This is a genomic window from Methylorubrum extorquens (genome assembly GCF_024169925.1).
GTDB classification, from domain to species: domain Bacteria; phylum Pseudomonadota; class Alphaproteobacteria; order Rhizobiales; family Beijerinckiaceae; genus Methylobacterium; species Methylobacterium extorquens_A.
Window position 1 is genome coordinate 1,016,184 of record NZ_JALJXF010000001.1, and the last position, 22,427, is coordinate 1,038,610.

Here is a 22,427-nt window from a genome sequence, read left to right on the forward strand (position 1 = left end):
GGTGCGCAGGGCTCCTCAGGTCGCGGCGACGCGGAAGATCGGCGTGTTGATGCCCACGCTGATCGTCATGGTGACGGGGTTGTTAGCGGCGCCGACGCTCTCGCGGCAGGACATGACCTGCCCCGCGAAGTAGCGCTTGCCGTTGGTGCCGCCGGTCGTCTTCTTGTTCGGAAGCTCGACGTAGAAGGCGTAGTCGAAGGGCTGAGCTTCGGCCGCGAGCGCGGCGTCCTGGCCGGGGTCGCCCTCCTTGCGATCGACGACGAAGCCCGGCGTGCCGGCGTCGCGGGTGCCCTTGGCCTTCAGCGTGCGGTTGGCGCCGAGTTGGTTGGAAGTGATGGCGGCCGACTCGTCGCCGAACGCCGCGAGATCCTTCAGGCCCTTCACTTCGGTGAAGCCCGTCAGGCCGGAGAGGTCGGTCGCGTCGTCGATCTCGTCGATGTTGATCACGGGTCCGATGAAGAGCTTGGAGCCGTTGGAGGGGGTGAATCCGGCCATCGCGGTATCCTTTCGGGCAGGGCTGGAAACCGCGCTGAGGCGGCGGGTACGGGCGAGGCCCGGATCGGTGAAGGGTCAGGCGTCGGCGGCGATGCCGGCGCGCCAGCGGATCGTGACCGGGATCTGCACGAGGTCGCTCTCCTGAAGCGGACCGGCGACGGTCGGCAGGACATCGATGCGGACGACGATGCCGTTGCGCTCGAACGCCCGACCCGGCGGAAAGGCGTCGACGATCAGGGCGGCGGCCTCGAGCGGCTTCACGATGCCGTCGCCTGAGGGCCAGAACACCGAGACCTGAAGCAGGCCGATATGCGTCTCGTCGCTGTCGAAGGGCAGCCCGTCGAGGCTGGCGCCGTTCGGCATGTAGGTGACCGACAGGTACTCTTTCCGCTTGCCGCCGGCGCCCTTGGGCGGGGTGAAGCCGACGTTCGGGAGAGCGATGCCTGTCTTGGCCGGGAAGCCCGCCGCCTCGCCGGCTGCGACCGCCGCCGCCATCAGCGCGTCGTAGATCTTCGCTTCGGCGCCCGTCACCGGCATGTGCTACCGTCCTTCGCGATGACTGAATCGCTGCGCCCGCTGACCGACAATGAGGTGCATGACCGCCTCGTAGCGGCAGTCGAAGCACTGGGTACTCGGCCCGGAGCGACCGTCCGTGGCGACACCTCCCTCTTGGCCGCCCGCCGGGCCCTCTCCCTGTTCCAGCTGGCCCTTCTGATGGCCGTCGAGCAGGAAAGTGACGAGATGCCCGCCTATCGGCCGCCGGGTGCCTGACGCGCCTCGACCCGGCCCTGCAGCTCGGCGCTGACCTGCGCAACGATCGTGGGCCACCGCTGCGCTGCCATGGTGACCCACTGGCGGCCCGGCCGGCCCTCGCGCCCGTAGTGCACGAACCCCGCATAGTTGGCCGTGTACGAGGCGAAGAGCGTGTCGCCGATGCCGGCCCCGGCGAGCACGAGCGAGGCTGCGGTCGGGTTGTAAGCGTAGGTTTTGGCGTCGTCCGGCCGGCCCGCGCCCATCGGTAGCGGCGCGTCCTTCGTGATCCGCAGCGATGCCCGCAGGAAGCCGGTGTCGACCGGCATGTTGCCGCCCTGCGCGACAGGCGTCTGCATTTCGGTGATGACCCGCTGCGCGCTCTCGCGGAACACCGCCTCCATCCGGCGCTGGGTCTGGCGCACAAAGTCGTTGACCTGGGCGGCGAAGCTGACTGTCTGGACCGCCATCAGTCGACGTTCGCTAGGAAATCGATCCGGTACTCGCACCAGCACCGGCACTGGATGATTTCGGCCGCCGGGGCGCGGGCGTCGCCTGGGTAGCGCAGACGAGCACCAGATGGGCTGGCGAAGGACTGCGTGAAGCCGACCGATTCCCCGTTCAGGATCCTGTGGGTGTCGCGGACGCGGCGGTCGCCAGCCGAGTGCCAGATTTTGCGCACGTCGCGGGCATCGACCTGACCCGCGGCAATCGCCTGCCGGAAGCTCTCGTCCTGCGCCTGATGGAGCGCCGCCATCGCCTCGGTTCGGCCGATTGCCTCTCCTCGGTAGCGGAGCGCCCTGTTGCGATAGGCAGCCACCATCTTCGCGAGCGTCTCGGCCGGGATCGGCGTGCCCTCGCGGATCGCCTTCGCCACGGTGCGGTCGAACCGCTTATCGCGCAGGGTGCGGGTCAACGCCTTCGGATCGCCGGCAGCCAACTCGGCCTCATAGTTCCTGACCCACGCCTCCTGGGTTGCCGTGAGCCCGATCGCGCCGCCCTCGCGCCGCCGGGTCGTCGCGTTGATCCGGCCGACAAGGTCGAGCGCCACGGTGCGCGGATTGCGGCCCGCCCCCATACCAGCGGTGAGTGCCGCGCGGATCATCGAGCGCTGATCCTCAACGATGTCGCTCACCAAGGTGGCGGAGTGGCTGCGCAGCCAGTTCTCGGCCTCAGGGTTGCGGGCGTTGAACAGGATGTCGAGCCGGTGCCCGACCGCCGTGCGCGAAGCCGGGATTTTGGTCGTGGTCGCGTTGCCGCCTGCCTCGAACGCCTGCGCGACCGCCACATCGAGGCTGCGGAAGGCGGACGGGTCGAGCCCAACGGCCCGCAGCGCGCCGTCGACGTCGCCGCGCTCGAGCATCGTCGCGATCTGGCCGATCTGCGCGCGGTCGCGGATGAGGGCGATCGCTTCGAGGAACGCTCGCGCCAGCCGGGGCGCCCATGCCTCGACCAGGGCACCGATATCGGGACCGGAGGCCATCAGCGCGAGATGGTCCGGACTTCGCCGAAGGCGTTCGGCCCGTGCGCCAGCGCGGCCTGTATCGCCTGGGCTGCCGTCGCTCCCATGAAGAGCGCGCCGAATGCCGTGACGGCCGCCGCCCCAATCGCGAAGTACGGCGCGTCGTAGCTCTCCACGCCGTGGGCGGTGACGAGTTCTACCGGACCGCCCGGCCGCACGCGCAGGACGATGAACGAACTGTCGTCGTCGCCCTTGCTGCGCGGGCCGGGCATGTCGCCCTGCTCGCCCTCATCAACCCACCGAAGGAATGCCTCGCTCTCGGCTGCACTGCCAGCGCAACCATAGAGCGCGCCGTCCGCGCCGCGAGCCAGCTTCCGCGCCCAGCCATGCGACGCCTCGCCGTACCAAGCGCCGCTATCGGCTGCCATGGTGCCGTTGCGATAGGCGATGACCGTCATGCTCTGCACCTCAGCACCCACGTTGCATTCGCCGGGTCGCTCGTGACCGCCGGCTGCGAACCGCCCTCCGAGACCACGGTGAGTGTGATGCCCTCCAGCACGATCCTGTCACCCTCCACCGGCTCCACACCGAGCGTCGCGGCGAGCACGAGGATCTTCCAATCCTTGCCGGTCACGAGGCCGCCCGAGCGGTAGGAGGCGCCCCACTCGTCGTGAATGGCCCGGCACGGGTAGCGTTGCTCGCTCGGTACGCCGGGGTTCCACGGGCTGTCGCCATCGGCCGCGGCGCTGCGGATCAGCGTCGCCTCGCGGAAGTCGTCGCCCAGCGCGTCGGCCAGGATCTCAGGCAGGTCGTCGAGGAAGGACATCAGCCCCTCACCGCCCGCCCGCTGTACTGGCTCCGCGGCATCAGCAGCGGCCCGAGCGCGAGGTCGATCGTTTGGAAGGTCGTGCCGGCCGGCGCATTGCCGAAGAACTCGACGCGGGCCGAACCGGCACCCGCGCTCTTGATCGCGCCGCCGCGCTTCAGGTCGGGTGCGAGGCTGCCGGGCTTGGCGAGTTCGCGCACCGCCGCTTCGCAGACTGCGGCGCGCAACTCGCGCGGGATCTCGTTCACCGGCAGGTAGGTGTAGCCCTGATCGTAGGCAGCGCCGGTGTTGGTGTCGAAGTAGGCCGCGGACCGCCCGTCGTCGGGCACGTAGGTGAAGGCGCCGCGACGGGGCCACTCGAGCGCCTGGGCCCGCCCGCGGCTCGGATAACCGGAGAAACGAGCGCGGTACGTGGCGTCGATGAAGGCGGTGGCGCGGATCAGGGCCGAATCCCGAGCCGCATCCGTCACGCCGTCGGCCTGCCACGCAGAGAGGCCCTGCGCGGTCGCATAGGCCGCCGCGTCGTCGAGGCTGACGTAGCTCTGCGCATCGGCCCGGCCGGCGCCGTCTTCAACGACGAGCGTCATCAGTCGGCCGCCCGCGCTTCGTCGATGGCGGCCTGCGCTTCGGCCTCGTTGGCGAAGCCCTTCGACACGCGGTCATCGCCGCGCATCACGTACCAGCGCCCTCCGGGGCCTTTGCCGACACGCAGGGGCTCGGGATCTTCCTCGGGCGGCGGGGACGGATCGTCAGCGACCTCCTGCGCCTCGCGCTCGGCGCCGTCCAGCGCTGCCGCCTGCTGCTGCCCCAGGACCTCGCGCTGGCGAGCCTCGTAGGCCGCACGCTCGCGCTGGTCGTCTTCGTAGGCGGCCTCGGCTGCATCGAGTTCGAACCCGAGCGCCTGAACGACCGCCAACCTCTCGGCCGCGGGCAATTCGTCGAACGGCAGCCCCTCAGCGCGACGCCGGAAGCCGACCATGCGCAGGCACAGCGCCGCGGCGGCGTCGCGCAGGGCCGGGTCGAGCGCAGCTGGCACGATGGCGCGCCGGATCTGCGCCGGGTCGAAGTCCTCGCCCTGCTCAGTGTGCAGCTCGTGCTGTCCGGCGTCGAAGTCGGCGGCGTTAATGGTGACGAAGCCCAGCACGGGGTGCGTCACGCGGACGGTCGGAATGCGCATGCGGGCCTCGCGATGTCATAAAGCAGGGCCCCTCCCGGCGATCGGGAGGGGCGGAGCGGTTCAGCCGCGCGACCAGCCGGCGCGCAGGTAGTCGCCTTCCATGTCCGGATGGACATCGGTGGTGACGACCTCGCCGGGCTTGTCCGGAGTGGTGCGGGTCAGGCGAACGGTCGGGCCGTCGTAGTCGGCCGGGATGCCCGGCAACGGTTGCGGGTTGGCCGGATCGTTGCCGCGCTTCACCGCCATCACGTCGCCCGCGGGCGTGTCGGCGGGGACGTGCGGGGCGATGACACCGGCCTCACCGACGGTCTTCAGCCCGCCGTCCGGCTCGCCGCCCTGCGCCTCGGCCGCACGAGCGCGGGCGTTGTCCGCCTCCTGCTCGGCCTTGTCGGCACGCTTCTCGGCGGCGGTGCGATCGTCGCGCTCGGCCTTCTCGCGCGCCTCCTGCGCCTTCTCCTCCGCCTCGTGAGCCTCGGCAGCCGCGCGGGCGGCGTCGTTCTGGTCGGTTCCGGCCATGATGGCCTCCTGTGTCGAAGTGATCGGGGACAGTCCTGAGAGCCGCCCAGGAACGGTGCGGGCCGGCGCGAAGCCGGCCAGCGTCAGGATCAGCCCATCAGGAGGGCGATGTGCTCGGGGTTCGGTGCCGCGACGCCCCAGGACAGGGCCACCTCGAAGCGCACTTGTCGGTACATGTCGTAGACCCCAACATCGAAGGCGATGCCGGAGAACTCATCGACGATGATCTGGTGCACGCCGCCGTCGCCGTAAGTGCCGTCCAGGCGCTTCGGCAGCGCGGGCGCGCGGGTGGCGAGCACGAGGCCGTCCGAGGTGAACGCGATGTTCGGGGTGAAGCTCGCGCCGATGGTGACGGTGTCGTTGGCCGCATGCGCCTGCTTCAGGCCGGGGCTCTGGATCACCACGGTGCCCGGCGCCGAGACGCCGGAGGCGACCACGTAGCGGTTGTTGTCGCCCGCCAGGGTGATGACGTCGCCGGGGTTCACCGTGCCGGAGCCGGTGGCGAGCGCCAGCGTGCGGGTGCCGACCGGGTAGGAGCCCGCGCCGAGCACGTAGCCGGAGCCGGTGCCCTTCACGACCTGCTTGATGCCGGGCGAGTAGCCGATGTTGAAGCCCTGGACCTCGCCGACCTTGCCGCGGCGCAGGGTCTCGTCGGTGCCGGCCTCGTTCACCTTGAACAGGACCGACTGCTTGCCCCGGAGGTTGGCCATGGAGTCGGAGCTGACGACCATGCTGCGCGGCGCGGCGGGTGCGCCGTTCTCGTCGAGCACCTTGGCGGCCTGGGCGAAGTCGCTGAGGTCGCCTGCGGTGCCGAACGGTGCGGTGCCGGGGGTGCCGGCGGCGCGGCTGGCATTGCGGTAGGCGATCAGCGCAAGATCCTGCTCGACCTCGTTGACGGCCGCGCGGAACGCCTGCTGGAACTGCATGCGCAGGATCGGCGGCAGCATGGCGCCGCTGTTCTCCAGCGCAAGCTGCTCCTCACCGTTCCACTTGATCGGGAACGCGCGGGACTTGGTGATGGTCAGGTCGACGTTGCCGAAGATCTGGTCGCCATCGTTCGGCGGGGTGACGCCCGGCACGATGTCGGCGCCGATGATCGGCGGGACGATCGGCACGGTGACCTTCTGGCCGAGGGCCGCGCGGGTGAAGTTGCCGTTGTCCCGCTGCACGCCGGGGATGAAGCCGACGAATTCGCGGGAGACGGAGTTCAGCGCCTCGTACAGAGGCGCGACAAGAGAGCCGAGGGTATTCGCCATGACGGCCGATCCTTCGTGATGGGGGAGGGACTGAGGGGATGGGCCGTCCAGCCCGGGCGCCGTGCCTCATCCGAGGCGATGGCCGTGCACGACGCGCGTGCGTGGTGGTGGTGCAGAGGCGCTGGCATCCGCCGAGCGCCCGCGCGAAAGGGGCGTCAGGGAACGATGGTCGGGCGATCCTTGCCGGACATCGTCTTCGCCTGATCCATCGGGTTCAGGGCGTCGAACTGCGCCTGCGTCATGGTTTTGCCGCCGGCGCCGTTGCCGCCGTGGTTCGGACGCGCGCCGGAGCCCGAGGAGCCGGAACCCTTCAGGATGTTGTCCCGGTAGGCGTAGGCGTCGACCATCTGCTCGAGCGCCTCCTCGAAGCCGGCGACCTCGCCGGGCTTGGAGCGGGAATAGAGCTTGTTGCCGGAAGGGTCGTAGCCGACCACGCCGCCGTCCTCGACCTTGAAGCGGCTGCCGAACAGCGCCTGCAACATGTCGGCCGGCACCGCGCTCTTGTCGTTGATGAACTTGGAGCGGGAGAACGCGCCGCCGACTTTCTCGGCGAACAGGGACTCGCGGAAGCTGTCCCGCTCGCCCGTAAGCTTCTTGATCTCCTCGCCGCTGGCACGCGCCGCGTCGGAGACCTGCTTCTCGGCGGCGAGCCGGGCTTCGCGCTTGATCTCCTCGACCTTGTCGGCCTTCACGAGGTCGCCGGCCGAGAGGTTCTTGACCGTGTCCAGCGCCTGCCGGGCAGCGGCGGCATCCTCGATGCCCTCGAACCCCTTCAGGGTCGCCTCGGCCTTCTCCGCCCGCTCCCGGTGGCTCTTGGCCTCGCCGTTGAGCCGCGTGATGGTCGTGACGGTGTGGGCCGCGTCGAACGCGACGTCCTTGCCGTCGTCGCCGACGAACACGGGCTTGCCGTCCGACACCTCCGCATAGGTGGTGCCGTTCACGTCGATGGTCTTGAGCTTCATGGCGGTGGTCCTCGGGCATCCGCCCGTTCAGGGGTCATCCGACCCGGGCGCCGCGGCCTGTCCTGGCGCGCGGCTGGTGGGCCTGCCTATTCCGGCAGGAAGCTGCTGCGCCGCGCGAGGCGGATGCGGGTGATGCGAAGCCCTTCGCCCGGCTCGCCATCCATGCTGGTGACGAGCACGAGGCCGAGGGGGCCGAGGAGGCGGTCGATGGCGAAGAGTGCTCGCTGGATGCGGGGCGAGTAGCGCATCACGCCTCCATCGCCCGGCGGATACGGGTCTCGTCGGCGGTGAGCGGGTTGCGCTTCCAGTTGCGCCACCGGCGGAAGGTGCTGCCCCAGACGGCGGGCGTGGTCAGGTAGTGGAGGGTGCCGCGGCCGGTGAGCGACTGCATGCCCCCATGCCGAACGGCATAGCCATTGGCGACGAGGTGATCGCGCGACGACTTGCTCGCGAGGTTGCCGTCCCAAACCATGCCGCAGGCGAACAGCTGCGTGGCGACGTCGAGATCGCCGTTGTTCCAGCCGTTCGAAGCGCGTGGCTCGCGTCGGATCATGCGCATGTCGGTGCTCCATCGGCCCGCCCCATGGCGGGAGAGGCCAGACGCGCCCTATGGCGGCCGGCGGGTGACCGCACTACTTGTGCGGGTCTCAGAATTGGGAGGCGCTAGTGAGCGGCGACTACTATATCCGCGGTAGGTACATTTACGGCCCACGCAGCACTGGCGAATATTACATACACAACGATCACATATATGGCCCGCGTGGATATACGGACTATTATATCAGGAATGACTATATCTACGGCCCAAAAAGTACGGGCGACTGGTACATTCGTAACGGCTATATCTACAGCACGAACAGCAAACCGCCGCCGTTCATAGAGAGCTAAGCCTCACACACGATCGTCGTCCGCCCGTGCCCCGGGCACATAGCGCAGACCTCGAAGAACGTCCCGCCGGTCATCTTGCCGTTCTTAAGGCTGATGTTGCCGCCCTTGCGGATCCTGGTCGTCGCGTTGCTCGCGACGCCCTCAATGGCCTCGCGGGTCCGGCATTCCCAGGCGAAGTGCTGGACCGGGCGCTGGGGCTTCTCTGCGCGGCGGGTGTCGGGCATGACCGAAACTCAACGCATCTGCCGACGTTCGCACAGGCGGGCCGCCAATTCGTTGGGAATACTCGGCAATACTGTGCGCAACCCCTTCGCGTTTACATCGTCTATTCGCCCAGCCGCGCGAATTTTTCTGATCGCGTCAGCGTCGTAGCTCAAAAGCTCGATGTGGTACAGAAAAGCATCTTTATAGTTTGCCGCCTCGTGCTCGACCGACAGGTGGCTTATTGCTCTAGCGGCATAATCGCTCAAAGGATACTCGGGTCCATAGATGCTGAACCATACAGCCATGCCCTCTTCCAGCATAGTTGCTGGCGGCGTACCAATCGGTTCAAGGCAGTGCACTACCTCGTGCGATAGCTGGTACAATCCTTGGCAGATATCTGGATCCGATCCAAGGTTGAGCCAGATCTTTAGACTGCCGGGACTGCTCGTACAATCCAGTATGGGGCCGCTAGGATGCTCGTGCAGGGTCGGGAGCCCCCACCCCCGCTCGCGCTCTCCGAAGATTGCCTCAGCCTTGGTCAGGAGCGGCTGAAGAAACGGCTGAAGCTGCAGGTGCATTCTCCTACTATGCCGCCAACCCTGCCTTCCTGAAAGCCCCACGCTCGCGCCGCTTCAGCTCGTCGAGCGCGTATTCCCGGCCGGCCCGGTCCACGAAGCGGTCGATGTTAAGGCCGCCCCTTGATCAGGCGGCCTTCACCGTGTCGCGTCCGGCCGCCGTAATCGTGAAGCTCTTGTAGTCGTCCGCTATCTCGAGGACGCCGCCGCCGGCCGCCTTCAGCGCGGCGTAGGTCAGCCCCGGCGGCTCGAGGATGGGGTCGTTCGGTTCGATACGGCCGTGGGCGTCGCCGATCATGCCGCCCTCGCCCTCGGCACGGGCCACCATTTCGATCGCGTCGCCGTCGGTGTGAAAGTACCAGCGCATGGGCATCAGGCGCCCCCGATCAGCTTTCGGATGTGAGCGGCCACGCGCGGGAAGCGCGAGGTCAGGGTCTCAACTCTACCGACCGGCGTGCCGTTGACAAGTTCCGAGAAGGTCTCTGCGAACATTTCGGATGGCCCGGCATCGCCGGGCTGCAGGAAGTAGCGGTGCTCGCCGTCGCGCGTGCCACCGGTCCTGAGGTATCGCGCGACGTCGGCATCATAGGCGGAGCGAAACGCGGCGGTCCGGCTCTCGTAGCGCCGGGCATCGTCGTAGGCGTGCCCGATCTCATGGGTCAGGACCGTATCGGCCCGGCCTGTCGGCTGGTACTTGCCCGTTACGCGTAAAAGCGCAGTCTCGCTGACGATGACCCGGCGCAGACCTGGGATGTACGCGCCATCGACCTCCTTCCATGTCGATCCCGGCAACCACCCTCGCGGGTGCTGATCGGCCAGGTCTGGCGCCACATCTATGAGGCGGGCTGGCGAATGGACCGCGACCTGCGCCTGCCGCAGCGCGCGGCGGACGGGCGGCGGCACCTTCTTCCAGGCTCCTCGAACCTGCGCGCGGAAGGCGGGCGAGGTGCCGTTGCCGAAGTTCAGATCCTGGTCGCCGGGCTGCGGCCCCTCTGGATCCTTCATACTCCGCGGGCCGCGCGGTCCGTCGCCCGCCGGAAGTCTCTCGCGTTCAGCTTGGAGGCGGCCCACTCGCATGTCGGCTGCCACGACGCGCATACCGTAGGAGCGACCCTTTGGATGACGCGAGACGAACTGCTCGACCGTGATGCCGAGCGGATACTTCTTCGAGGTCCCGAGGCCGATCAGGTAATCGTCCCCGCGGAGAGGACCGGTGACGGTGACGGTGTGGGCCCGGAAGCCGCCGTCGTTCGGCCGCCAGCCTGCCGCCTCGAACTTGATCCGCCCAGCCTTATGATCCGCCGCCATAACCCGCAGCGCGTAGGCCCGACCGCGGGGATGGCTTGAGGCGAACCCCTCGACGGTATCGTGGCCTTGGTACTTCCGGACTCGGCTCGACTGCACTGCGATCCGGTCCTCGCCGGTGACGCCGCTGTCCTTCAGCCGCTGCGCGCCGACGGTGAGCTTCTTCGGCGCGTCGTCGCCGGCACCTGGCTTGTCGGCGAAGCGCCCGGCCTCGCGGCGTACCTTGCTCTCGTCGAACTTCGTGTCGCCCCGGCGAGCGGAGCGACGGCGAGGCTTCTTCACCGGGTGCGGTCCAGCATCTCGGGGGCGAACAGGCCTGCGAGATCGCCGTCCGTGATGCCCGAGACATCCGGATCCCCATCGCCCTCGTCGATCATGGCGCCGGTCCGCGGATCGATCGCCTCCTCCGGCTCCAGCCCTTCCAACTCCTCGGCGAGCTTGCCCTCTTCAACCTCCGGGTCGAAATCCTGCGGCAGCACGTCGAACCGGCGCAGGCCGTCCCAGTAGGTGCGCTGGGAGATGTCCTTGGCCGTGCGAGCGTCCTTCAGGGCGGTCAGCGGCGCCTGGGCGAATGGCACCACCGAGAAGTCGGTCGAGACGATCACCTCGACGTTGGGCTCCTCGCCGAGCCACTCGGCGGTGAACACGTAGGCCTGCTCGAACGCGTCCTTCATCCCGATGGCCCAGGCCTGCAAGGCGCTGTGCGCGCGGGCCGCGCCGATGCTCTCACCGGTTGCCGTCGGCGTTCCGCTGCGCGACGTGGCCGGCTGCATGCCGAGCCGGCGCATGTCGGCGATGATCGATTCGACGTGCTTGCGGATCTGCTCGATGTTCGAGGCGTCGGGGTTGATGTAGTCCCACGACGGCGTTGAGCCCTCACCGGAGCCGGGCGCGTAGAGGATCGTCTTCGGGCCCACCGCGATGGCGGCGCCGTCCTGCGGCGCCGCCAAGCCATTCGCCGTCAGCATCGGCGAGGAAGCGAAGGTCAGGATTTCATCCTGTCGAGACAACGCTTGGTACAGCTCGATCTGGCAGTGGGCGAGTTCCTCAAGCGGGGGCTTCACCCGCAACTCGCCGAGGCGCTCACCCGTGAAGAACAGCACGGCAGGGACCGAGGAGGCGTTCTTCGGCCCGCGGGCGATGACACCCTGCGCGACCCTCCCCCAATCCTTATTCGAGTCCTGCTCCCAGACCTCCCACTGGCCGGGCTCGTAGACCCGCACGCGCTCGACCGTGCGCTCCCCGAAGCCGTCGCGTATCGTCACGCTCTCGCGGATCCGGAGATGCTCGATGACCTCGCGCCCGCCGTCCCAGCGCGTGTAGAGCGCCAGCACGTCGTCGGCCTGGACTTGGATCCAGTAGGGCCGCGCACCGGCTGCCTGCTCCTCGGCGATCGTCAGAGGGCGCTTGGGCTCCAGGCCGTCCTCGCCCGTGTGCATCGCCGGATAGTCCACGATGATCAGATGGAAGCCTTTGGCGATAGCCTTGGCGAACGTCTCGCGGGCGAATGCGGTCTGGCTGTTGCCGCGTCCGTCGACATCCTCGGCGAGGCCCTTGATCCGCTCCGAGGCGCCGTCCTTCAGCCCGACGTCCTTGCCGAACGGCTTCGAGGCGAGCGATTGCAGCGCATCGGCGAATTCGGGCCGCCACGGCGCAACCTGCTTGCGCCGCCGGTACTCTTTGTCGTCCTCGCCCTCGTACTTTGGCAGGTAGGTGGCGCCCTTCTCACGGATGGCGGCGGCGCCGGCCAGCACGTCGCTGAGCAGCGTCCAGGCCGCCTGCATGGCCTTGCGCTCGCCGGATTGCGCCGACGGGTCGGGCTTCTGATCGGGCATGTGGGTTAGCGCCGTACCGAGTAGGTGCCGGCGGCAGCTGCGGGGGCTTCACGCTTCATGACGAGCCTCCCGAACGCCCCCGAGGACGCATCTACTTGGTCCTTGAACTTGCCGGTCGGAAACGCGGCGAGTTCGTCGAGGTAGGCCTCGTTCCAGGGCCCTGCGATCAGCGACACGTTGCCGGCCTCACACTGCGCAGCGAAGGGGCGAGCCCGATCCACCTTGTCGCCCGTTTCGGGCTCGGCATGCGCGGTGAAGCCGGCAAGCAGCGCGATCATGTCTGACTTCTGCACCTTGCCGGCCTGCCCGGGATCCTGCGGCAGGCTGACCTCGACCCCGTGTCCGTCGGTCTCGGCGGTGGCCTTGATCAGCCTACGCACCGCGTCGCCTTCCTGCTGCTCGGTGACGACGTGGGCGACGACGTAGCGCCCATCCGGTGTCCGCCCGAGTTTCACGCCAGCCGTACGCGCCGCCGTGACCTTCTTAGTCGCCGCCAGATCCCAGTGGCGCACCCACCGGGTGCCGGCCGGCGCGGCGGCGATGATGCGCCCCTCGAACCAATGGCGCTGGAAGATGCTGCCCTGCCGCGGCCCAGGCCGCTGCTGGAACTGGCCGGCGATCGCGTAGGAGCCCATCGGGATCTTGTCCCGCTCGACCGTCGCGCGCGGGAAGCGCTCGGGGAAGAGCAGATCGCCCTCAGCTTGCCGGGGATCGGCGAACCCAATGGAGGTCCGGCACGCGCGTTCCGGCTCAAACTCCATCGGCAGCATCAGGTGCTCGTAGCCGAGCCCGAGCGAGAGGATCTGACCCGAGATGTCCTTCTCGTGCAGGCGCTGCATGATCACCACGATGGCCGACGACACCGGATCGTTCAGGCGGGTCGGCACCGATTCCCGGAAGATGCGGGTGGTGCGCTCGCGTTCGGCGTCCGATTCCGCGGTCTCGGTCGAGTGCGGGTCGTCAATGATGACGCGATCGCCGCGACCGCCGGTGAGGCTCTGGAACGGCATGCCCTCGCGGGCACCGCGGCGGGTGTTCTCGAAGCTGATCTCGCCGGCCCGGCTGAGCACCACCTCGGGCCACAGCGCCCGATACCAATCCGAGGTGACGAGGTCGCGCATTCGGCGGGAATCGCGCTTTGCGTAGTTCTCGGAATACGAGGTCGTCAGGTAGCGTAGGCTCGGCCGGCCTGTCGGACCCCATTCCCAGGCAGGCCAGAACACCGAGGCGATGAGAGACTTCATCGTGCCCGGCGGAATGTTAATCAGCAGCCGGGTCAGGCGACCGTCGGTGATCGCTTCGAGGTGCTCGCACACCGCATCAATGTGCCAGCCGTGCAAGTAGGGCTGGCCGGGTTCGAGGACGTGCCAAGCCTCGCGGACGAAGCCGGAGAGACGCTGGCAGCGGGACCGGATGCGCTCGGCGTCGTGGGCGAGGGCAACCCGTTCAGCCTCATCCTGTCGCCGAGCCTTCTCCGCCCGGATCGCCCTCATCATCGCCGCCGGATCCGGCAAGCGGACCGAAGACAGCCTCAAGGGTGGCGAGCTGATCATTCGACAACCTGCTCAGATCCGCCACCGCGATGGGGCCGCCGTCTCGGCCGGTGTGCTGCACGGCGGCGAGCCGCGGGTGCATGTACGGCGCGGCGTCCTTCGCGAACCCAGCCGCCTCGTCGAAGCGGTCGGCCGCCCAGTGGTGCCGCATCGCGCCGAGGATGACTTCGAGGGGAGTGATGCCTTCGGCCGCGGCCTTCTCGGCGATCTGCCGCGTGCGCCGCGTCGCCGAGCCCTGCTTTCGTCCGGCCCCCGGCCGCTTGCCGCCGCGTGCCACGTTTGATTACCTTTGATTTTTTTCCACGATGAGGATGGAAATCAAATGTCACTGACCGGCACAGCGATCACCCATAGCCACCAGTCAGCAGGGACCGCCTCTACCGCTCTCGTCGTGCACCTGATGAAAACGCTCGTAACCAACGGAACGCTGACGCAGGAGCAGGCTGCGGATATTGTTCAAGCAGCGATGAGCGATCTTCGTCACTCAGACTACAGCGTCGCTCGCGGAGCGGTCGATATCCTGCGGGAAGTGGCAGTCCCGGCGTTCGAGTAAGCGCTCGGACAGAATCCGAGCAAAGAGGCGAGTCGTCCAAGATGCGTCGTGCTAAGCCACCTGCCTAAAAGGCTGATTACGTTTCACGGTTCTCAATTAGAATCAGCCCGCTACGCTCACTAAGGCGCGATAAAATGCCTGAACGCGAAATGGTTTTGGCGCATTGCAACAAATGCCGACAGAAAACGAAGCATGACATAGTTCATCGCGAGATGACAGAGGGTAGAGAACCCGACGATGAGTCTGGCCATTATACTTGGTGGACGGATACGTATGATATGCTGGAGTGCAGGGGTTGTGGAGAGTTCCACTTACGCCACATCAGTTCGTTCTCCGAAGCCGAGCAGTCCGACATCTATGAGTATCCGCCTCGTATCTCTCGCTCAAAACCTGAATGGCTTGGTAAATTCCCCGGTCCATTTTGGGGAGGAGAAACCGAGATAGAACAGTTGTTGAATGAGGTGTACGCCGCTGTGCATAATGGATCACTCCGCTTGGCGGCGATCGGCACCCGAGCCCTACTAGAACATGTTATGATCGACAAGGTTGGTGATACGGGGACTATCGCCGGCAATATCAAGGCGTTCTTAAGCGCAGGGTTCGTTGCGCCTGCCGATCAGAATAGGTTTCGTGATAAGCTTATCGAAGCAGGCCACGCCGCTATGCATCGAGGCTATCGTCCGAAAGCTAAAGATTTAAATATCCTGCTTGATCTTACCGAGGCCCTAATCGCATCTATCTATGTACATCCGTTTTTCGAAGGCCAGCTTGAGGCTGGGATTCCAAAACGCAACAGTTTGGCTGCACCGTTGTCTACAGTACTCCCCTCGTCACGTCCTAAGAAATAAGCTGAGGCAGCCTCACATGGTTGGCTTGCTAGCCCGGAAGGCGTCGAGCTCCTGCCGTGATTGTCTGCCGCTCCGACGCCGCGTGTAGCGCAACCGCTCCTTTGTTCCGCGCAGGGCATCGACCCAGTCGAGTACCGGCGGGGTGGCGGCGCCTTGCAAACGCGCCGCGTTCCGCTCGATCTCTCGAAGTCGGGCGTGCTCGCGTTCCCTGGATCGTGCCAGCGCCAACTTCTTGTCCCGAACGATCTGCCGGCGGGTGATCTGTTCTGGGGTTTGCGCAGCACCGATACCGCCGGGCATAAGGTTTGTAAGACGGGGCATGCCGTCGATTAGGCGCCATTCGTGCTCAAGGGCATCGCTCTCAAGTGTGTAGGCCGCCTCAACCTCGACGATGACGCGACTGTCTGCTGCGAGGATCTGCGAGATGCGAGCGCACTTCGCAGGATTGCCAGCACTCCTGCCGGCTCGAACAAGCCGCTCGTGGTGCCAAGCGCGCGATCTCTGTCCCTTGCCGACGTAGAAAGTCTCACCGTTGCTGGGATCGACCAGCCTGTAGACGTAGAACCCAGGTGGGACGTCACCATCGACGCCCGTCCATGCCGTGAGCTCAATGATACTTTCGGGCTGCGGAACGTCGAGGAGTGCGATCAGCTTTGCAGCTCGCCGCTTGGCTCCTCTGCCTGCTCGAGCACCGCGCTTTCTCGACATCGTGAGTGATCTGCTGCGGACAGAGTCCAAACTATGTATGCCGAACGTGGGCAGATCGTCCCGACGCAGGCACGTGACCCGGTAGTTCCGGCAGGGAGCACCCCATAGGGAGCGCACACACGCACATCCGGCCGTCCACGGGGGCCATAGATTCAGAACCCGATTCGCGAGTCAAGCGGGGGCCAGCTGATGCGGCTCGAACTGCACAGGCGTCGCCCGGCCGAAGATCGAGACCTCGGCGAGGATGTGCCCCGACTGCAGCAGCTCGGTCACCATGGCGTAGAAGCTCGCGAACGGCCCGTCGGCAACCCGCATCGTCTCGCCGACCCGGTAGAGCGCGGCGGCCTGCATCCGCTCGGACTTCACGTCGCCGGAGAAGGCGTCGGCGATGGCCTGCATGACGCCGTGCGGGATGCGCAGGGGCTTCTCGACGCCGAGGATCGCCGCCACGGCCTGACAGCGCCGCAGCCGGTGCAGATCGTCCTCGTCGGCCTTCAGGATGGCCTGCCCCGTCTTGGCGTCGCGCTCGCCGGGCACGGTCCCGACCCCGACAAACAGGTAGCCCGGAAACAGGTGCAGCACCGTGTCGATCTTCCGTCCGCGGCGGACGATGGTGCTCTCGTAGACCGGCATCCACACGTCGAGCCCGACCTCGCGCAGCGCCGCCTCGGCCTGGCGATCGGGCTCGCCCTGCGCCTCGTAGGTCGGCGCGCCGATGTCCCAGGTCGCGGCGACGAACCACGCCCGGGCCGGGTCGATGATCCGGCGCTCGCCGAACCGGATGTGCTGACGCTTCCCGCGGCTACGGCTCATTTGGCGCTCTCCTGCCCCTTGCAAATCGTGGTCGAGTTCAGACGAAGCGCGGCACGCAGACGTCACCCTGACGCTGCGGCTTGTGCTTCTGCCCATCGTCGAGAACCGTGACGACGCGGCCTTCGGCCATGACGAATCCAGCAGCGCGGGGAATGAGTCTGCCGTCGAAGGCCTTGAGCGAAGCGGTGACCTCGTCACGCATCAGGGCACGCCAGCCCTCGACATCCACCCCGTGGATTCGCTCCATCCAGCGCAGCAGGGCGTGGTCGGTGATGGAAATATCGCTCATCCAAACCTCCTGACGTCCTTGGTGACGTGATGGGCGTTGCGCTCGGACACGGACCCTTGGCCCCAGACGCGGGGCAGGTGCTCGTCGCACCACGATCCGTGGAGGTTGCCGGGCCCGACGAAGGTGCGGCGGCCGCAGAACCGGTGCTGGTCGCGGGGCACGTCGTCGGCGGTGCAGGCGAACCGGCACTGGCGCGGTCCGAGGGCGAGCGTCGGCCACTCGCCGTAGGGATGCTCGATAATTTTTGGGCTCACGATCGTGGCGGCAAAAATTAACGTGGGGTCAGCAGCCGGCCCTTCGTCGCTTGTCGACAAGGCTGCAGACTGGCGCAGACTACCGCCCCCAACCCCCTGATCCTGTTCCGATATCGGCATACCGATGGCGGCTTCGGCACCACCCGGCCCCGCGGCCTCCGGTTGACAAATCGGCCCTAAAATCGGTTCCGGTTGCGCGACGGCCTCGGGCTCCATCGCCGCCTTCCGTGAGGCCTCCTGCCGCCGCCGCTCGACGATCAGCTTCCGGCCCTGGCGGACGGCCTCGGCGGGCGTGAGGGGGCGGGTGTGGCGGGTCTGGCGGGCCATCATGCGGCCCGCCATGTGATTGTCGAGACTGCGTGAGCAGATTGAGCGTCAGGCGTCGCCGCGACGGCTCTCAGCGGCCCAGTCGAAGGCTGCCAGCATATCGCGCGCCCACTGGCACTCCTCGATCTTGGCGAACTCGGACAGCGCAGCACGGACCGACGCGGGAGAGGAGCCTTTTGAAAGCCAGTTGAAGGCGAAAGTGCCGGCCGGAGTGTCGAGCGGGTGACCGCTGGTGAGCCAGCCTGAGCCCATCGCACCGGTCGATTGGTCGAGATGCTCAGGGTCGCCGTGACCGACGCCGCGTCCAACCGTTTCGCGGCGGTCGAGGACGAGCACTTCCGAGCCGCCGGCGCGGCGGTACGGCGATTCGTCGTTCCAAAAAATGTCGGCGTGCTTCGCTGGGATGAGCTTTGCTTCGGGCACGAATTCGCTCCTCGGTGTGGTGGTCGAGCATTCGACGCGAAAGGCGGGTGGCGCTCAAGGGGCAGCATCACGCGGCCTCGCCGATCAGCAGCCGTGCCGGAATGCGGCATCCAGGCTGTCCAGGGGGCGGCCCGACCATGTGGTCGAGCCACTGGCCGTTTTCGCGATGCTTGGCGATGAACACTCGCAGCACCGCTTCGCCGTAGGACCCAAAGGGCGCGCCGAGGTCGACCATCTCGCCCGGCTTCGGCGGAGCCGACGCTTTGGCGCTCAGACCCTGCGCAGCACGGGCTTGCCGCTGGACGTCGACGCGCTCGGCGACGGCATTGGCGAGGATCGACCAAGTGCGAATTGGCGTGCGGCGAGCCGCGACGAGGTCGATGATGGTCGGGATGATCTCCGCTTCGAGGTCGAGCCCGTCGGCCTCCAGCCGAGCCATCGGGCTGACGACGAGGTCGTTGACCCAGGCTGCCGGCAGCACGGCGCGGCAACGCCGTTCGACCCGGTCGAAGTTGTCCTTCGTGGCCCAGCCCTGAGACCTCTCGGCCGCGGCAACGGCTTCGGCGACCGGCGGCTCGGCAGGTGCCCGGTTGATCGTGGGTCGCGCGGGGTGAGAGTCGCCGCCGCCGCCGTTTCTAGAATCCTTTCCCTTCCCTTCTGTATTCCCTTCCCTTCCAGCGCCGATCGTTCGACGAACGGGTGGCGGGTCATGCTCCGGTGGCTCCGGGGTTTTTGGCTTTTGCGGCCGATCAATCTTCTGATGATGCCAGCCAGTCACCGCCAGAAACTCTTTTTCTTCAACGACATAAAGTCGTATCAGGCCGTTCCGCTCTAGTTCGTCGATCATTCCCCGAACGTTCGCTGACGTAAAATCGTCAGACGGGAACACCAGCGCCTTGATCTGCTTCGCCGAGGCCGGCATGCGGCCCGCGTCGTCGCAGAAGTTCCAGATGCCGATGAACGCGAGGCGCGCATTCGTCGAACACTCCATCACCTGTTCTGAGGTCCAGAACTCCGGCTTTATCGTGCGGATACGAGCCATCAGACGGCCCCTCGTGCATGTTGAGCGATGGTGGAGGAGGCCACGTCGCACCACAGATCGAGGGTGCATTCCGGGCCAGAGCGGTTCTTGCCGAGGATGATCTCGAGGCTGTTCTGCTTCTCGAACAGCTTCGCCGCGATCTCGGGATCGCCGCCGCCGCGGAGCTTCTTCTGCAGGTAGAAGGCGTCGCGGTAGAGCAGCAGGACGCAGTCGGCAGCCTCTTCAAGCTCGCCGGAGTCGCGCAGGTCCGACACCATGGGTCGGCGGTCCTGGCGCTCCTTAGCCTCGACGCCGCGGTTCAGCTGGGCGAGCAGGACGACGCAGATGTCCTCGCGCTTGGCGAGCTGCTTCAACTCGCCGGCGATCTGCCCGATTTCGAGGACGCGCTGGCCGAGATACCGGTCTGAGACCTTGATGTATTTGAGGTAGTCAATGAACACGACGCCGAGGCGGACGCCCTTGGCCGCGAGGCGCTTCTTCTCGGCCTTCACCTTGTAGGCCAGCTGCGCGAGCGAGATGCTGGGCTCGCATTCGACCTTCAGGTGGAGCTGCTGCAGGCGCTTCTGCGCATCCCGCAGCCGCCACACGTCCTCGTCGCTGAGATCGACGCCCTTCATGATCTGGCCGAAGGTCAGCGGCCGGTTGTGGACGTAGGACAGGTCGGCGAGGTAGCGGGCGAACTGCTGATCGCGCGTCACCTCGAGCTGAAAGACCAGCACGCCGGCTTCGCGCGCCGCGTACCGGCTGAGCGAGGTCATGACGACCGTCTTTCCCATGCCGGGGCGTCCGGCCATCAGGTAGAGCTGGCCGCGTTGGAAGCCGCCGCTCGTCGCACGGTCGAGGTCGGGCACGCCGGTGGAGATCGCGTTGGACAGGATGGTGCCGGACCGAAGCTCGTCGATCCGGCCCAGCATCCACTCGGCGCCTTCACCGGCGGTCATGCCGGCAAGATGCGCATCGGGGGACTCGGCGCGCACTGCGAGCATCTGCGTCTCGGCGTCATCGATGAGGCCGGCACCGACCGTTCCGTTTTCGTCGATCGGGTCGTGCCGGGCGCGCGTGGCGAGGTCCTCGCCGATTGCGACAAGGCGGCGGCGCTGGGCGAAGTCGCGCACGATGGCGGCATAGCCCGGCACGCTCGCACTGACGGCGGACGACGTGCCGAGGTGGGCGAGGTAGGTCATGGCCGGCTGACCGGCGATCTCGGCCTTGGGGAGGTAGCCCTTGACCGCCGGCGCGGTCGGCGCGGCGCCTGCCGCCGCCAGCCGGGTGATGACGGTGAAGATCTCTTGGTGGTCGGCGAAGAAAAAGTGCTCGGGCTGAAGCGTCGCGATTACCTTCTCCAGCGCGCCGGGCCACACCATCAGCGCGCCGAGCAGCGCCTGCTCGACCTCGATGTTGTGCGGCGGCGCCTCGGCCTCCGGCTTCTGATCCTGACGGAAGGGAACGACAGCGGTGCTCATCCGAGGATCCTCCGGCGCTCGGCTTCGGAGAGGCCGGCGATCTGCATCCACGTCTCGAAGGCGCGGACGGCCGCGGCCATGTCGGGAAGGCGACCGCTGGCAACGGCGCGCTCGTGGAGGCTGGCGTAAAGCCGGAAGGCTTCCTCGGAGCGGGCGTCGCGTTCGGCTTGGAGGTCGATCACCGGCATGGCTTCATTCCGCGGCATGGGTGAGCAACGGGCCGGCGTCGGGCTGCATGGCGAACCGGCGGCGGTCGTCGGGGCGGGTCAGCGCCTTCCGACAGCCGGGCGGGATCCAGAACGGCGCCATCGGGGCCCGGCTGCGCACCCACACGAACCACGCGTAGGACGTCGCCGTGGAGGCGTCGGGATCCCACCGCCCCTTTGTCATCGGCACGCGCTCGACGAAGGGGGCGAACAGCGTCGGCGGCTGGTCGCGGAACAGCGTCTCGTATCGATCGACGCCCTCAATCCAGGCGGTGCGCAGCAGCATTGCCACGACTGGCGCCAGCGTCAGGGCGCGCCGCACAAAGAGAGAGGCCGGCCGGAAGGGCGGGTTCGAGACGATGAACTCGGGGTGCGGCCCGTCTGGCGGTGAGCCGATCACGGTGCCCTTGTCGAGGAAGTCCTCGACGCGGTAGCCGCGCCCATAGTCGAAGATGTCGGTGCCCCAGCCCCCGCCGCCGAAATACTCCAGCAGCACCTCGAACATGTGGCCTTCGCCGCAGGCCGGATCCCAGCAAGCGGAAAAATCCATCGCTTGCTGCAGGCCCAGATGCGGGAGGACGTGCTCGCACAGGGCGCGCGTCGCCCACGGCGGGGTCGGGAAGAACTCAAGGCTATCCGGCGGCTCGCGGCGCGAGGCCATGACGGCGGTGTGACCGGAGGGGATCATGCCGCAGCCCTCCGCGCGAGCTGCGCCACCGGGGCAATCGACCAGCCGCGATCCAGGCGCGCCGCGATCTCGGTGCCGTCCTCGGTGAAGCCGCGGCCCGGCACCATGACGCGCTCGGACTTGCCGCCCATCTCGACGGTGACGAGGTGGTAGAGAACGCCGAGGCGCTCGGCCGCCGCGAGGGCGCCCTTGTAGGAGCCGCGGTAGATCTCGCGACCGTCGTTGCAGAGGCGCCAGATCATGCCGCCCTCCGCGGCTGCTGGCCGATCATTTCAGCGCGGGCGACGATGTCCCCGCGCATGTCGACGGGAAGCGCCTGCAGGGCCGCCAGCGCGGCGGGCACGGCATCGGCCTGAAGCGTGGCGCGCCAGACGTGCGGAACGGCTGCGGCGGCGGCCAGGGGGAGCACGGCCCAGATGTCGCGTAGATCCTGGACCTGCAGGCTGCGCGGCCGGCCGGGGGTGAAGGCGCGGTGATCGGTGAAGGAGGCGCTCATGCGGCCTTCCTCCCGACGACACGAACGTTGAACCGCTCGGCGTGCTTCGGCGCGACGGTCCTGACGGCGCAGCACCAAAGACCGAGGGCATCAGCAGCGTTATCGTCCTTGGGATTCCAGCCCCGGCGCTGCGCCGCGGCGATCATCTCGTGCTTCTCGGCCCGGCCGTTGCCGGCGAACGCGGCCTTCACGCTGCTGTTGTTGTGCTCGAGGCAGCGCGTCTCGCGGCGGTAGCAGGCGATCTCCGTCTGCCAGCATAGGCCCATCAGCTTGCGGGCCGTGTTCGCGTTGCCGGTGCCGCTGACGAAGGGGGCCTCGAAGATGACGAGGGCCGGCTGAAAGAAGGTCAGCCGGTCCAGAAGCCATTGGTCGTAGGCGTCGCCGAAGCGCCCGAGGCTGGCGCTCGCCGACGGCAGCGGGTGAGTCCCATAGACGGGCTCCTCGTCGGGAGCGCCGACGGCGAACCCGATGCGCGTGGCGAGGTCCAGCGCCAGGATTTTCGGCAGCGCCATG

At 67.4% G+C, this 22,427-nt stretch carries 34 protein-coding genes; 2 read left to right on the forward strand and 32 right to left on the reverse strand.

Annotated elements, in window-relative coordinates:
- Window positions 1-15: 15 nt before the first annotated feature.
- The 20 genes from J2W78_RS04930 to J2W78_RS05025 all read right to left on the reverse strand — a co-directional run bounded on the left by J2W78_RS04930 (window position 16) and on the right by J2W78_RS05025 (window position 14,081).
- The gene (locus J2W78_RS04930; RefSeq protein ID WP_253368507.1) at window positions 16-495 is read right to left on the reverse strand and encodes a hypothetical protein; all 480 of its coding nucleotides are present in this window, start codon (window positions 493-495) and stop codon (window positions 16-18) included.
- 75 nt (window positions 496-570) lie between these two features.
- A complete protein-coding gene (locus J2W78_RS04935) occupies window positions 571-1,032 on the reverse strand; it encodes a DUF4128 domain-containing protein (RefSeq protein ID WP_253368509.1) in 462 nt (153 codons plus the stop codon).
- Window positions 1,033-1,244: 212 nt separating this feature from the next.
- Entirely contained in the window at window positions 1,245-1,715 is a 471-nt protein-coding gene (locus J2W78_RS04940) for an HK97 gp10 family phage protein (RefSeq protein WP_253368511.1), read from the reverse strand.
- Window positions 1,715-2,728 (reverse strand): phage minor head protein, encoded by a 1,014-nt coding sequence (locus J2W78_RS04945; protein ID WP_253368513.1) that lies wholly within the window; start codon window positions 2,726-2,728, stop codon window positions 1,715-1,717. The genes J2W78_RS04940 and J2W78_RS04945 overlap by 1 nt, the downstream gene beginning before the upstream one ends.
- Complete coding sequence (locus J2W78_RS04950) at window positions 2,728-3,165, reverse strand: hypothetical protein (RefSeq protein WP_253368515.1); 438 nt, start codon at window positions 3,163-3,165, stop codon at window positions 2,728-2,730. The genes J2W78_RS04945 and J2W78_RS04950 overlap by 1 nt, the downstream gene beginning before the upstream one ends.
- A complete protein-coding gene (locus J2W78_RS04955; RefSeq protein ID WP_253368517.1) occupies window positions 3,162-3,533 on the reverse strand; it encodes a hypothetical protein in 372 nt (123 codons plus the stop codon). Before J2W78_RS04955 ends, J2W78_RS04950 begins: the two co-directional genes overlap by 4 nt.
- Window positions 3,533-4,120, reverse strand: coding sequence for a DnaT-like ssDNA-binding protein (locus J2W78_RS04960; RefSeq protein ID WP_253368519.1), 588 nt, complete (start codon window positions 4,118-4,120; stop codon window positions 3,533-3,535). The genes J2W78_RS04955 and J2W78_RS04960 overlap by 1 nt, the downstream gene beginning before the upstream one ends.
- A complete protein-coding gene (locus J2W78_RS04965) occupies window positions 4,120-4,710 on the reverse strand; it encodes a hypothetical protein (RefSeq protein ID WP_253368521.1) in 591 nt (196 codons plus the stop codon). Before J2W78_RS04965 ends, J2W78_RS04960 begins: the two co-directional genes overlap by 1 nt.
- Window positions 4,711-4,770: 60 nt before the next feature.
- Window positions 4,771-5,226, reverse strand: a complete 456-nt coding sequence (locus J2W78_RS04970) for a hypothetical protein (protein ID WP_253368523.1) — start codon at window positions 5,224-5,226, stop codon at window positions 4,771-4,773.
- 89 nt (window positions 5,227-5,315) lie between these two features.
- Entirely contained in the window at window positions 5,316-6,482 is a 1,167-nt protein-coding gene (locus J2W78_RS04975) for a P22 phage major capsid protein family protein (protein ID WP_253368524.1), read from the reverse strand.
- 155 nt (window positions 6,483-6,637) lie between these two features.
- On the reverse strand, window positions 6,638-7,444 hold the full coding sequence (locus J2W78_RS04980) for a DUF6651 domain-containing protein (RefSeq protein ID WP_253368526.1): 807 nt from the start codon (window positions 7,442-7,444) through the stop codon (window positions 6,638-6,640).
- Between the two features lie 86 nt (window positions 7,445-7,530).
- A complete protein-coding gene (locus tag J2W78_RS04985) occupies window positions 7,531-7,692 on the reverse strand; it encodes a hypothetical protein (RefSeq protein WP_253368528.1) in 162 nt (53 codons plus the stop codon).
- Window positions 7,692-8,003: a hypothetical protein gene (locus J2W78_RS04990; RefSeq protein WP_253368529.1), complete on the reverse strand. Its 312-nt coding sequence runs from the start codon at window positions 8,001-8,003 to the stop codon at window positions 7,692-7,694. Before J2W78_RS04990 ends, J2W78_RS04985 begins: the two co-directional genes overlap by 1 nt.
- Before the next feature lie 325 nt (window positions 8,004-8,328).
- Window positions 8,329-8,556, reverse strand: a complete 228-nt coding sequence (locus tag J2W78_RS04995; RefSeq protein WP_253368531.1) for a hypothetical protein — start codon at window positions 8,554-8,556, stop codon at window positions 8,329-8,331.
- Between the two features lie 9 nt (window positions 8,557-8,565).
- Window positions 8,566-9,114, reverse strand: coding sequence for a hypothetical protein (locus J2W78_RS05000; RefSeq protein ID WP_253368533.1), 549 nt, complete (start codon window positions 9,112-9,114; stop codon window positions 8,566-8,568).
- A gap of 124 nt (window positions 9,115-9,238) precedes the next feature.
- The gene (locus tag J2W78_RS05005) at window positions 9,239-9,484 is read right to left on the reverse strand and encodes a hypothetical protein (protein WP_253368535.1); all 246 of its coding nucleotides are present in this window, start codon (window positions 9,482-9,484) and stop codon (window positions 9,239-9,241) included.
- Entirely contained in the window at window positions 9,484-10,698 is a 1,215-nt protein-coding gene (locus tag J2W78_RS05010; RefSeq protein WP_253368537.1) for a hypothetical protein, read from the reverse strand. The genes J2W78_RS05005 and J2W78_RS05010 overlap by 1 nt, the downstream gene beginning before the upstream one ends.
- Window positions 10,695-12,251, reverse strand: a complete 1,557-nt coding sequence (locus J2W78_RS05015) for a DUF4055 domain-containing protein (protein WP_253368539.1) — start codon at window positions 12,249-12,251, stop codon at window positions 10,695-10,697. Before J2W78_RS05015 ends, J2W78_RS05010 begins: the two co-directional genes overlap by 4 nt.
- 5 nt (window positions 12,252-12,256) lie before the next feature.
- Window positions 12,257-13,747: a phage terminase large subunit gene (terL, locus tag J2W78_RS05020; protein WP_253368541.1), complete on the reverse strand. Its 1,491-nt coding sequence runs from the start codon at window positions 13,745-13,747 to the stop codon at window positions 12,257-12,259.
- Entirely contained in the window at window positions 13,704-14,081 is a 378-nt protein-coding gene (locus tag J2W78_RS05025; RefSeq protein ID WP_253368542.1) for a hypothetical protein, read from the reverse strand. Before J2W78_RS05025 ends, terL begins: the two co-directional genes overlap by 44 nt.
- Before the next feature lie 45 nt (window positions 14,082-14,126).
- Between J2W78_RS05025 and J2W78_RS05030 the strand changes: the two genes are divergently transcribed.
- Window positions 14,127-14,357: a hypothetical protein gene (locus J2W78_RS05030; protein ID WP_253368544.1), complete on the forward strand. Its 231-nt coding sequence runs from the start codon at window positions 14,127-14,129 to the stop codon at window positions 14,355-14,357.
- Between the two features lie 134 nt (window positions 14,358-14,491).
- Window positions 14,492-15,205, forward strand: coding sequence for a DUF4145 domain-containing protein (locus J2W78_RS05035; RefSeq protein ID WP_253368545.1), 714 nt, complete (start codon window positions 14,492-14,494; stop codon window positions 15,203-15,205).
- A gap of 12 nt (window positions 15,206-15,217) precedes the next feature.
- Here the strand turns inward: J2W78_RS05035 and J2W78_RS05040 are convergent, their stop codons facing one another.
- The 12 genes from J2W78_RS05040 to J2W78_RS05095 form a co-directional block, all read right to left on the reverse strand.
- Window positions 15,218-15,913, reverse strand: a complete 696-nt coding sequence (locus J2W78_RS05040; protein WP_253368547.1) for a GIY-YIG nuclease family protein — start codon at window positions 15,911-15,913, stop codon at window positions 15,218-15,220.
- A 171-nt stretch (window positions 15,914-16,084) separates the two neighbouring features.
- Entirely contained in the window at window positions 16,085-16,726 is a 642-nt protein-coding gene (gene nusG, locus J2W78_RS05045) for a transcription termination/antitermination protein NusG (RefSeq protein WP_253368549.1), read from the reverse strand.
- Between the two features lie 37 nt (window positions 16,727-16,763).
- Entirely contained in the window at window positions 16,764-17,015 is a 252-nt protein-coding gene (locus tag J2W78_RS05050) for a hypothetical protein (RefSeq protein ID WP_253368551.1), read from the reverse strand.
- Complete coding sequence (locus tag J2W78_RS05055) at window positions 17,012-17,611, reverse strand: hypothetical protein (RefSeq protein ID WP_253368553.1); 600 nt, start codon at window positions 17,609-17,611, stop codon at window positions 17,012-17,014. The genes J2W78_RS05050 and J2W78_RS05055 overlap by 4 nt, the downstream gene beginning before the upstream one ends.
- A 33-nt stretch (window positions 17,612-17,644) precedes the next feature.
- The gene (locus tag J2W78_RS05060) at window positions 17,645-18,019 is read right to left on the reverse strand and encodes a hypothetical protein (RefSeq protein WP_253368555.1); all 375 of its coding nucleotides are present in this window, start codon (window positions 18,017-18,019) and stop codon (window positions 17,645-17,647) included.
- 67 nt (window positions 18,020-18,086) lie between these two features.
- A complete protein-coding gene (locus J2W78_RS05065; RefSeq protein WP_253368556.1) occupies window positions 18,087-19,061 on the reverse strand; it encodes a hypothetical protein in 975 nt (324 codons plus the stop codon).
- Entirely contained in the window at window positions 19,061-20,524 is a 1,464-nt protein-coding gene (locus J2W78_RS05070; protein WP_253368558.1) for a replicative DNA helicase, read from the reverse strand. Before J2W78_RS05070 ends, J2W78_RS05065 begins: the two co-directional genes overlap by 1 nt.
- Complete coding sequence (locus tag J2W78_RS05075) at window positions 20,521-20,712, reverse strand: hypothetical protein (RefSeq protein ID WP_253368560.1); 192 nt, start codon at window positions 20,710-20,712, stop codon at window positions 20,521-20,523. The genes J2W78_RS05070 and J2W78_RS05075 overlap by 4 nt, the downstream gene beginning before the upstream one ends.
- Window positions 20,713-20,716: 4 nt before the next feature.
- The gene (locus tag J2W78_RS05080) at window positions 20,717-21,418 is read right to left on the reverse strand and encodes a hypothetical protein (RefSeq protein WP_253368562.1); all 702 of its coding nucleotides are present in this window, start codon (window positions 21,416-21,418) and stop codon (window positions 20,717-20,719) included.
- Window positions 21,415-21,660 (reverse strand): hypothetical protein, encoded by a 246-nt coding sequence (locus J2W78_RS05085; RefSeq protein WP_253368564.1) that lies wholly within the window; start codon window positions 21,658-21,660, stop codon window positions 21,415-21,417. Before J2W78_RS05085 ends, J2W78_RS05080 begins: the two co-directional genes overlap by 4 nt.
- Window positions 21,657-21,914: a hypothetical protein gene (locus J2W78_RS05090; RefSeq protein WP_253368566.1), complete on the reverse strand. Its 258-nt coding sequence runs from the start codon at window positions 21,912-21,914 to the stop codon at window positions 21,657-21,659. The genes J2W78_RS05085 and J2W78_RS05090 overlap by 4 nt, the downstream gene beginning before the upstream one ends.
- On the reverse strand, window positions 21,911-22,426 hold the full coding sequence (locus J2W78_RS05095) for a hypothetical protein (RefSeq protein ID WP_253368568.1): 516 nt from the start codon (window positions 22,424-22,426) through the stop codon (window positions 21,911-21,913). The genes J2W78_RS05090 and J2W78_RS05095 overlap by 4 nt, the downstream gene beginning before the upstream one ends.
- Window position 22,427 lies beyond the last annotated feature (1 nt).

What these genes read in the sequence shown, in the direction of transcription:
- J2W78_RS04930 (WP_253368507.1), bottom strand. Translation starts at nt 495, where the DNA reads ATGGCCGGATTCACCCCCTCCAACGGCTCCAAGCTCTTCATCGGACCC.
- J2W78_RS04935 (WP_253368509.1), bottom strand. Translation starts at nt 1,032, where the DNA reads ATGCCGGTGACGGGCGCCGAAGCGAAGATCTACGACGCGCTGATGGCG.
- J2W78_RS04940 (WP_253368511.1), bottom strand. Translation starts at nt 1,715, where the DNA reads ATGGCGGTCCAGACAGTCAGCTTCGCCGCCCAGGTCAACGACTTTGTG.
- J2W78_RS04945 (WP_253368513.1), bottom strand. Translation starts at nt 2,728, where the DNA reads ATGGCCTCCGGTCCCGATATCGGTGCCCTGGTCGAGGCATGGGCGCCC.
- J2W78_RS04950 (WP_253368515.1), bottom strand. Translation starts at nt 3,165, where the DNA reads ATGACGGTCATCGCCTATCGCAACGGCACCATGGCAGCCGATAGCGGC.
- J2W78_RS04955 (WP_253368517.1), bottom strand. Translation starts at nt 3,533, where the DNA reads ATGTCCTTCCTCGACGACCTGCCTGAGATCCTGGCCGACGCGCTGGGC.
- J2W78_RS04960 (WP_253368519.1), bottom strand. Translation starts at nt 4,120, where the DNA reads ATGACGCTCGTCGTTGAAGACGGCGCCGGCCGGGCCGATGCGCAGAGC.
- J2W78_RS04965 (WP_253368521.1), bottom strand. Translation starts at nt 4,710, where the DNA reads ATGCGCATTCCGACCGTCCGCGTGACGCACCCCGTGCTGGGCTTCGTC.
- J2W78_RS04970 (WP_253368523.1), bottom strand. Translation starts at nt 5,226, where the DNA reads ATGGCCGGAACCGACCAGAACGACGCCGCCCGCGCGGCTGCCGAGGCT.
- J2W78_RS04975 (WP_253368524.1), bottom strand. Translation starts at nt 6,482, where the DNA reads ATGGCGAATACCCTCGGCTCTCTTGTCGCGCCTCTGTACGAGGCGCTG.
- J2W78_RS04980 (WP_253368526.1), bottom strand. Translation starts at nt 7,444, where the DNA reads ATGAAGCTCAAGACCATCGACGTGAACGGCACCACCTATGCGGAGGTG.
- J2W78_RS04985 (WP_253368528.1), bottom strand. Translation starts at nt 7,692, where the DNA reads ATGCGCTACTCGCCCCGCATCCAGCGAGCACTCTTCGCCATCGACCGC.
- J2W78_RS04990 (WP_253368529.1), bottom strand. Translation starts at nt 8,003, where the DNA reads ATGCGCATGATCCGACGCGAGCCACGCGCTTCGAACGGCTGGAACAAC.
- J2W78_RS04995 (WP_253368531.1), bottom strand. Translation starts at nt 8,556, where the DNA reads ATGCCCGACACCCGCCGCGCAGAGAAGCCCCAGCGCCCGGTCCAGCAC.
- J2W78_RS05000 (WP_253368533.1), bottom strand. Translation starts at nt 9,114, where the DNA reads ATGCACCTGCAGCTTCAGCCGTTTCTTCAGCCGCTCCTGACCAAGGCT.
- J2W78_RS05005 (WP_253368535.1), bottom strand. Translation starts at nt 9,484, where the DNA reads ATGCCCATGCGCTGGTACTTTCACACCGACGGCGACGCGATCGAAATG.
- J2W78_RS05015 (WP_253368539.1), bottom strand. Translation starts at nt 12,251, where the DNA reads ATGCCCGATCAGAAGCCCGACCCGTCGGCGCAATCCGGCGAGCGCAAG.
- terL (WP_253368541.1), bottom strand. Translation starts at nt 13,747, where the DNA reads ATGATGAGGGCGATCCGGGCGGAGAAGGCTCGGCGACAGGATGAGGCT.
- J2W78_RS05030 (WP_253368544.1), top strand. Translation starts at nt 14,127, where the DNA reads ATGTCACTGACCGGCACAGCGATCACCCATAGCCACCAGTCAGCAGGG.
- J2W78_RS05035 (WP_253368545.1), top strand. Translation starts at nt 14,492, where the DNA reads ATGCCTGAACGCGAAATGGTTTTGGCGCATTGCAACAAATGCCGACAG.
- J2W78_RS05040 (WP_253368547.1), bottom strand. Translation starts at nt 15,913, where the DNA reads ATGTCGAGAAAGCGCGGTGCTCGAGCAGGCAGAGGAGCCAAGCGGCGA.
- nusG (WP_253368549.1), bottom strand. Translation starts at nt 16,726, where the DNA reads ATGAGCCGTAGCCGCGGGAAGCGTCAGCACATCCGGTTCGGCGAGCGC.
- J2W78_RS05050 (WP_253368551.1), bottom strand. Translation starts at nt 17,015, where the DNA reads ATGAGCGATATTTCCATCACCGACCACGCCCTGCTGCGCTGGATGGAG.
- J2W78_RS05055 (WP_253368553.1), bottom strand. Translation starts at nt 17,611, where the DNA reads ATGGCGGGCCGCATGATGGCCCGCCAGACCCGCCACACCCGCCCCCTC.
- J2W78_RS05065 (WP_253368556.1), bottom strand. Translation starts at nt 19,061, where the DNA reads ATGGCTCGTATCCGCACGATAAAGCCGGAGTTCTGGACCTCAGAACAG.
- J2W78_RS05070 (WP_253368558.1), bottom strand. Translation starts at nt 20,524, where the DNA reads ATGAGCACCGCTGTCGTTCCCTTCCGTCAGGATCAGAAGCCGGAGGCC.
- J2W78_RS05075 (WP_253368560.1), bottom strand. Translation starts at nt 20,712, where the DNA reads ATGCCGGTGATCGACCTCCAAGCCGAACGCGACGCCCGCTCCGAGGAA.
- J2W78_RS05080 (WP_253368562.1), bottom strand. Translation starts at nt 21,418, where the DNA reads ATGATCCCCTCCGGTCACACCGCCGTCATGGCCTCGCGCCGCGAGCCG.
- J2W78_RS05085 (WP_253368564.1), bottom strand. Translation starts at nt 21,660, where the DNA reads ATGATCTGGCGCCTCTGCAACGACGGTCGCGAGATCTACCGCGGCTCC.
- J2W78_RS05090 (WP_253368566.1), bottom strand. Translation starts at nt 21,914, where the DNA reads ATGAGCGCCTCCTTCACCGATCACCGCGCCTTCACCCCCGGCCGGCCG.
- J2W78_RS05095 (WP_253368568.1), bottom strand. Translation starts at nt 22,426, where the DNA reads ATGGCGCTGCCGAAAATCCTGGCGCTGGACCTCGCCACGCGCATCGGG.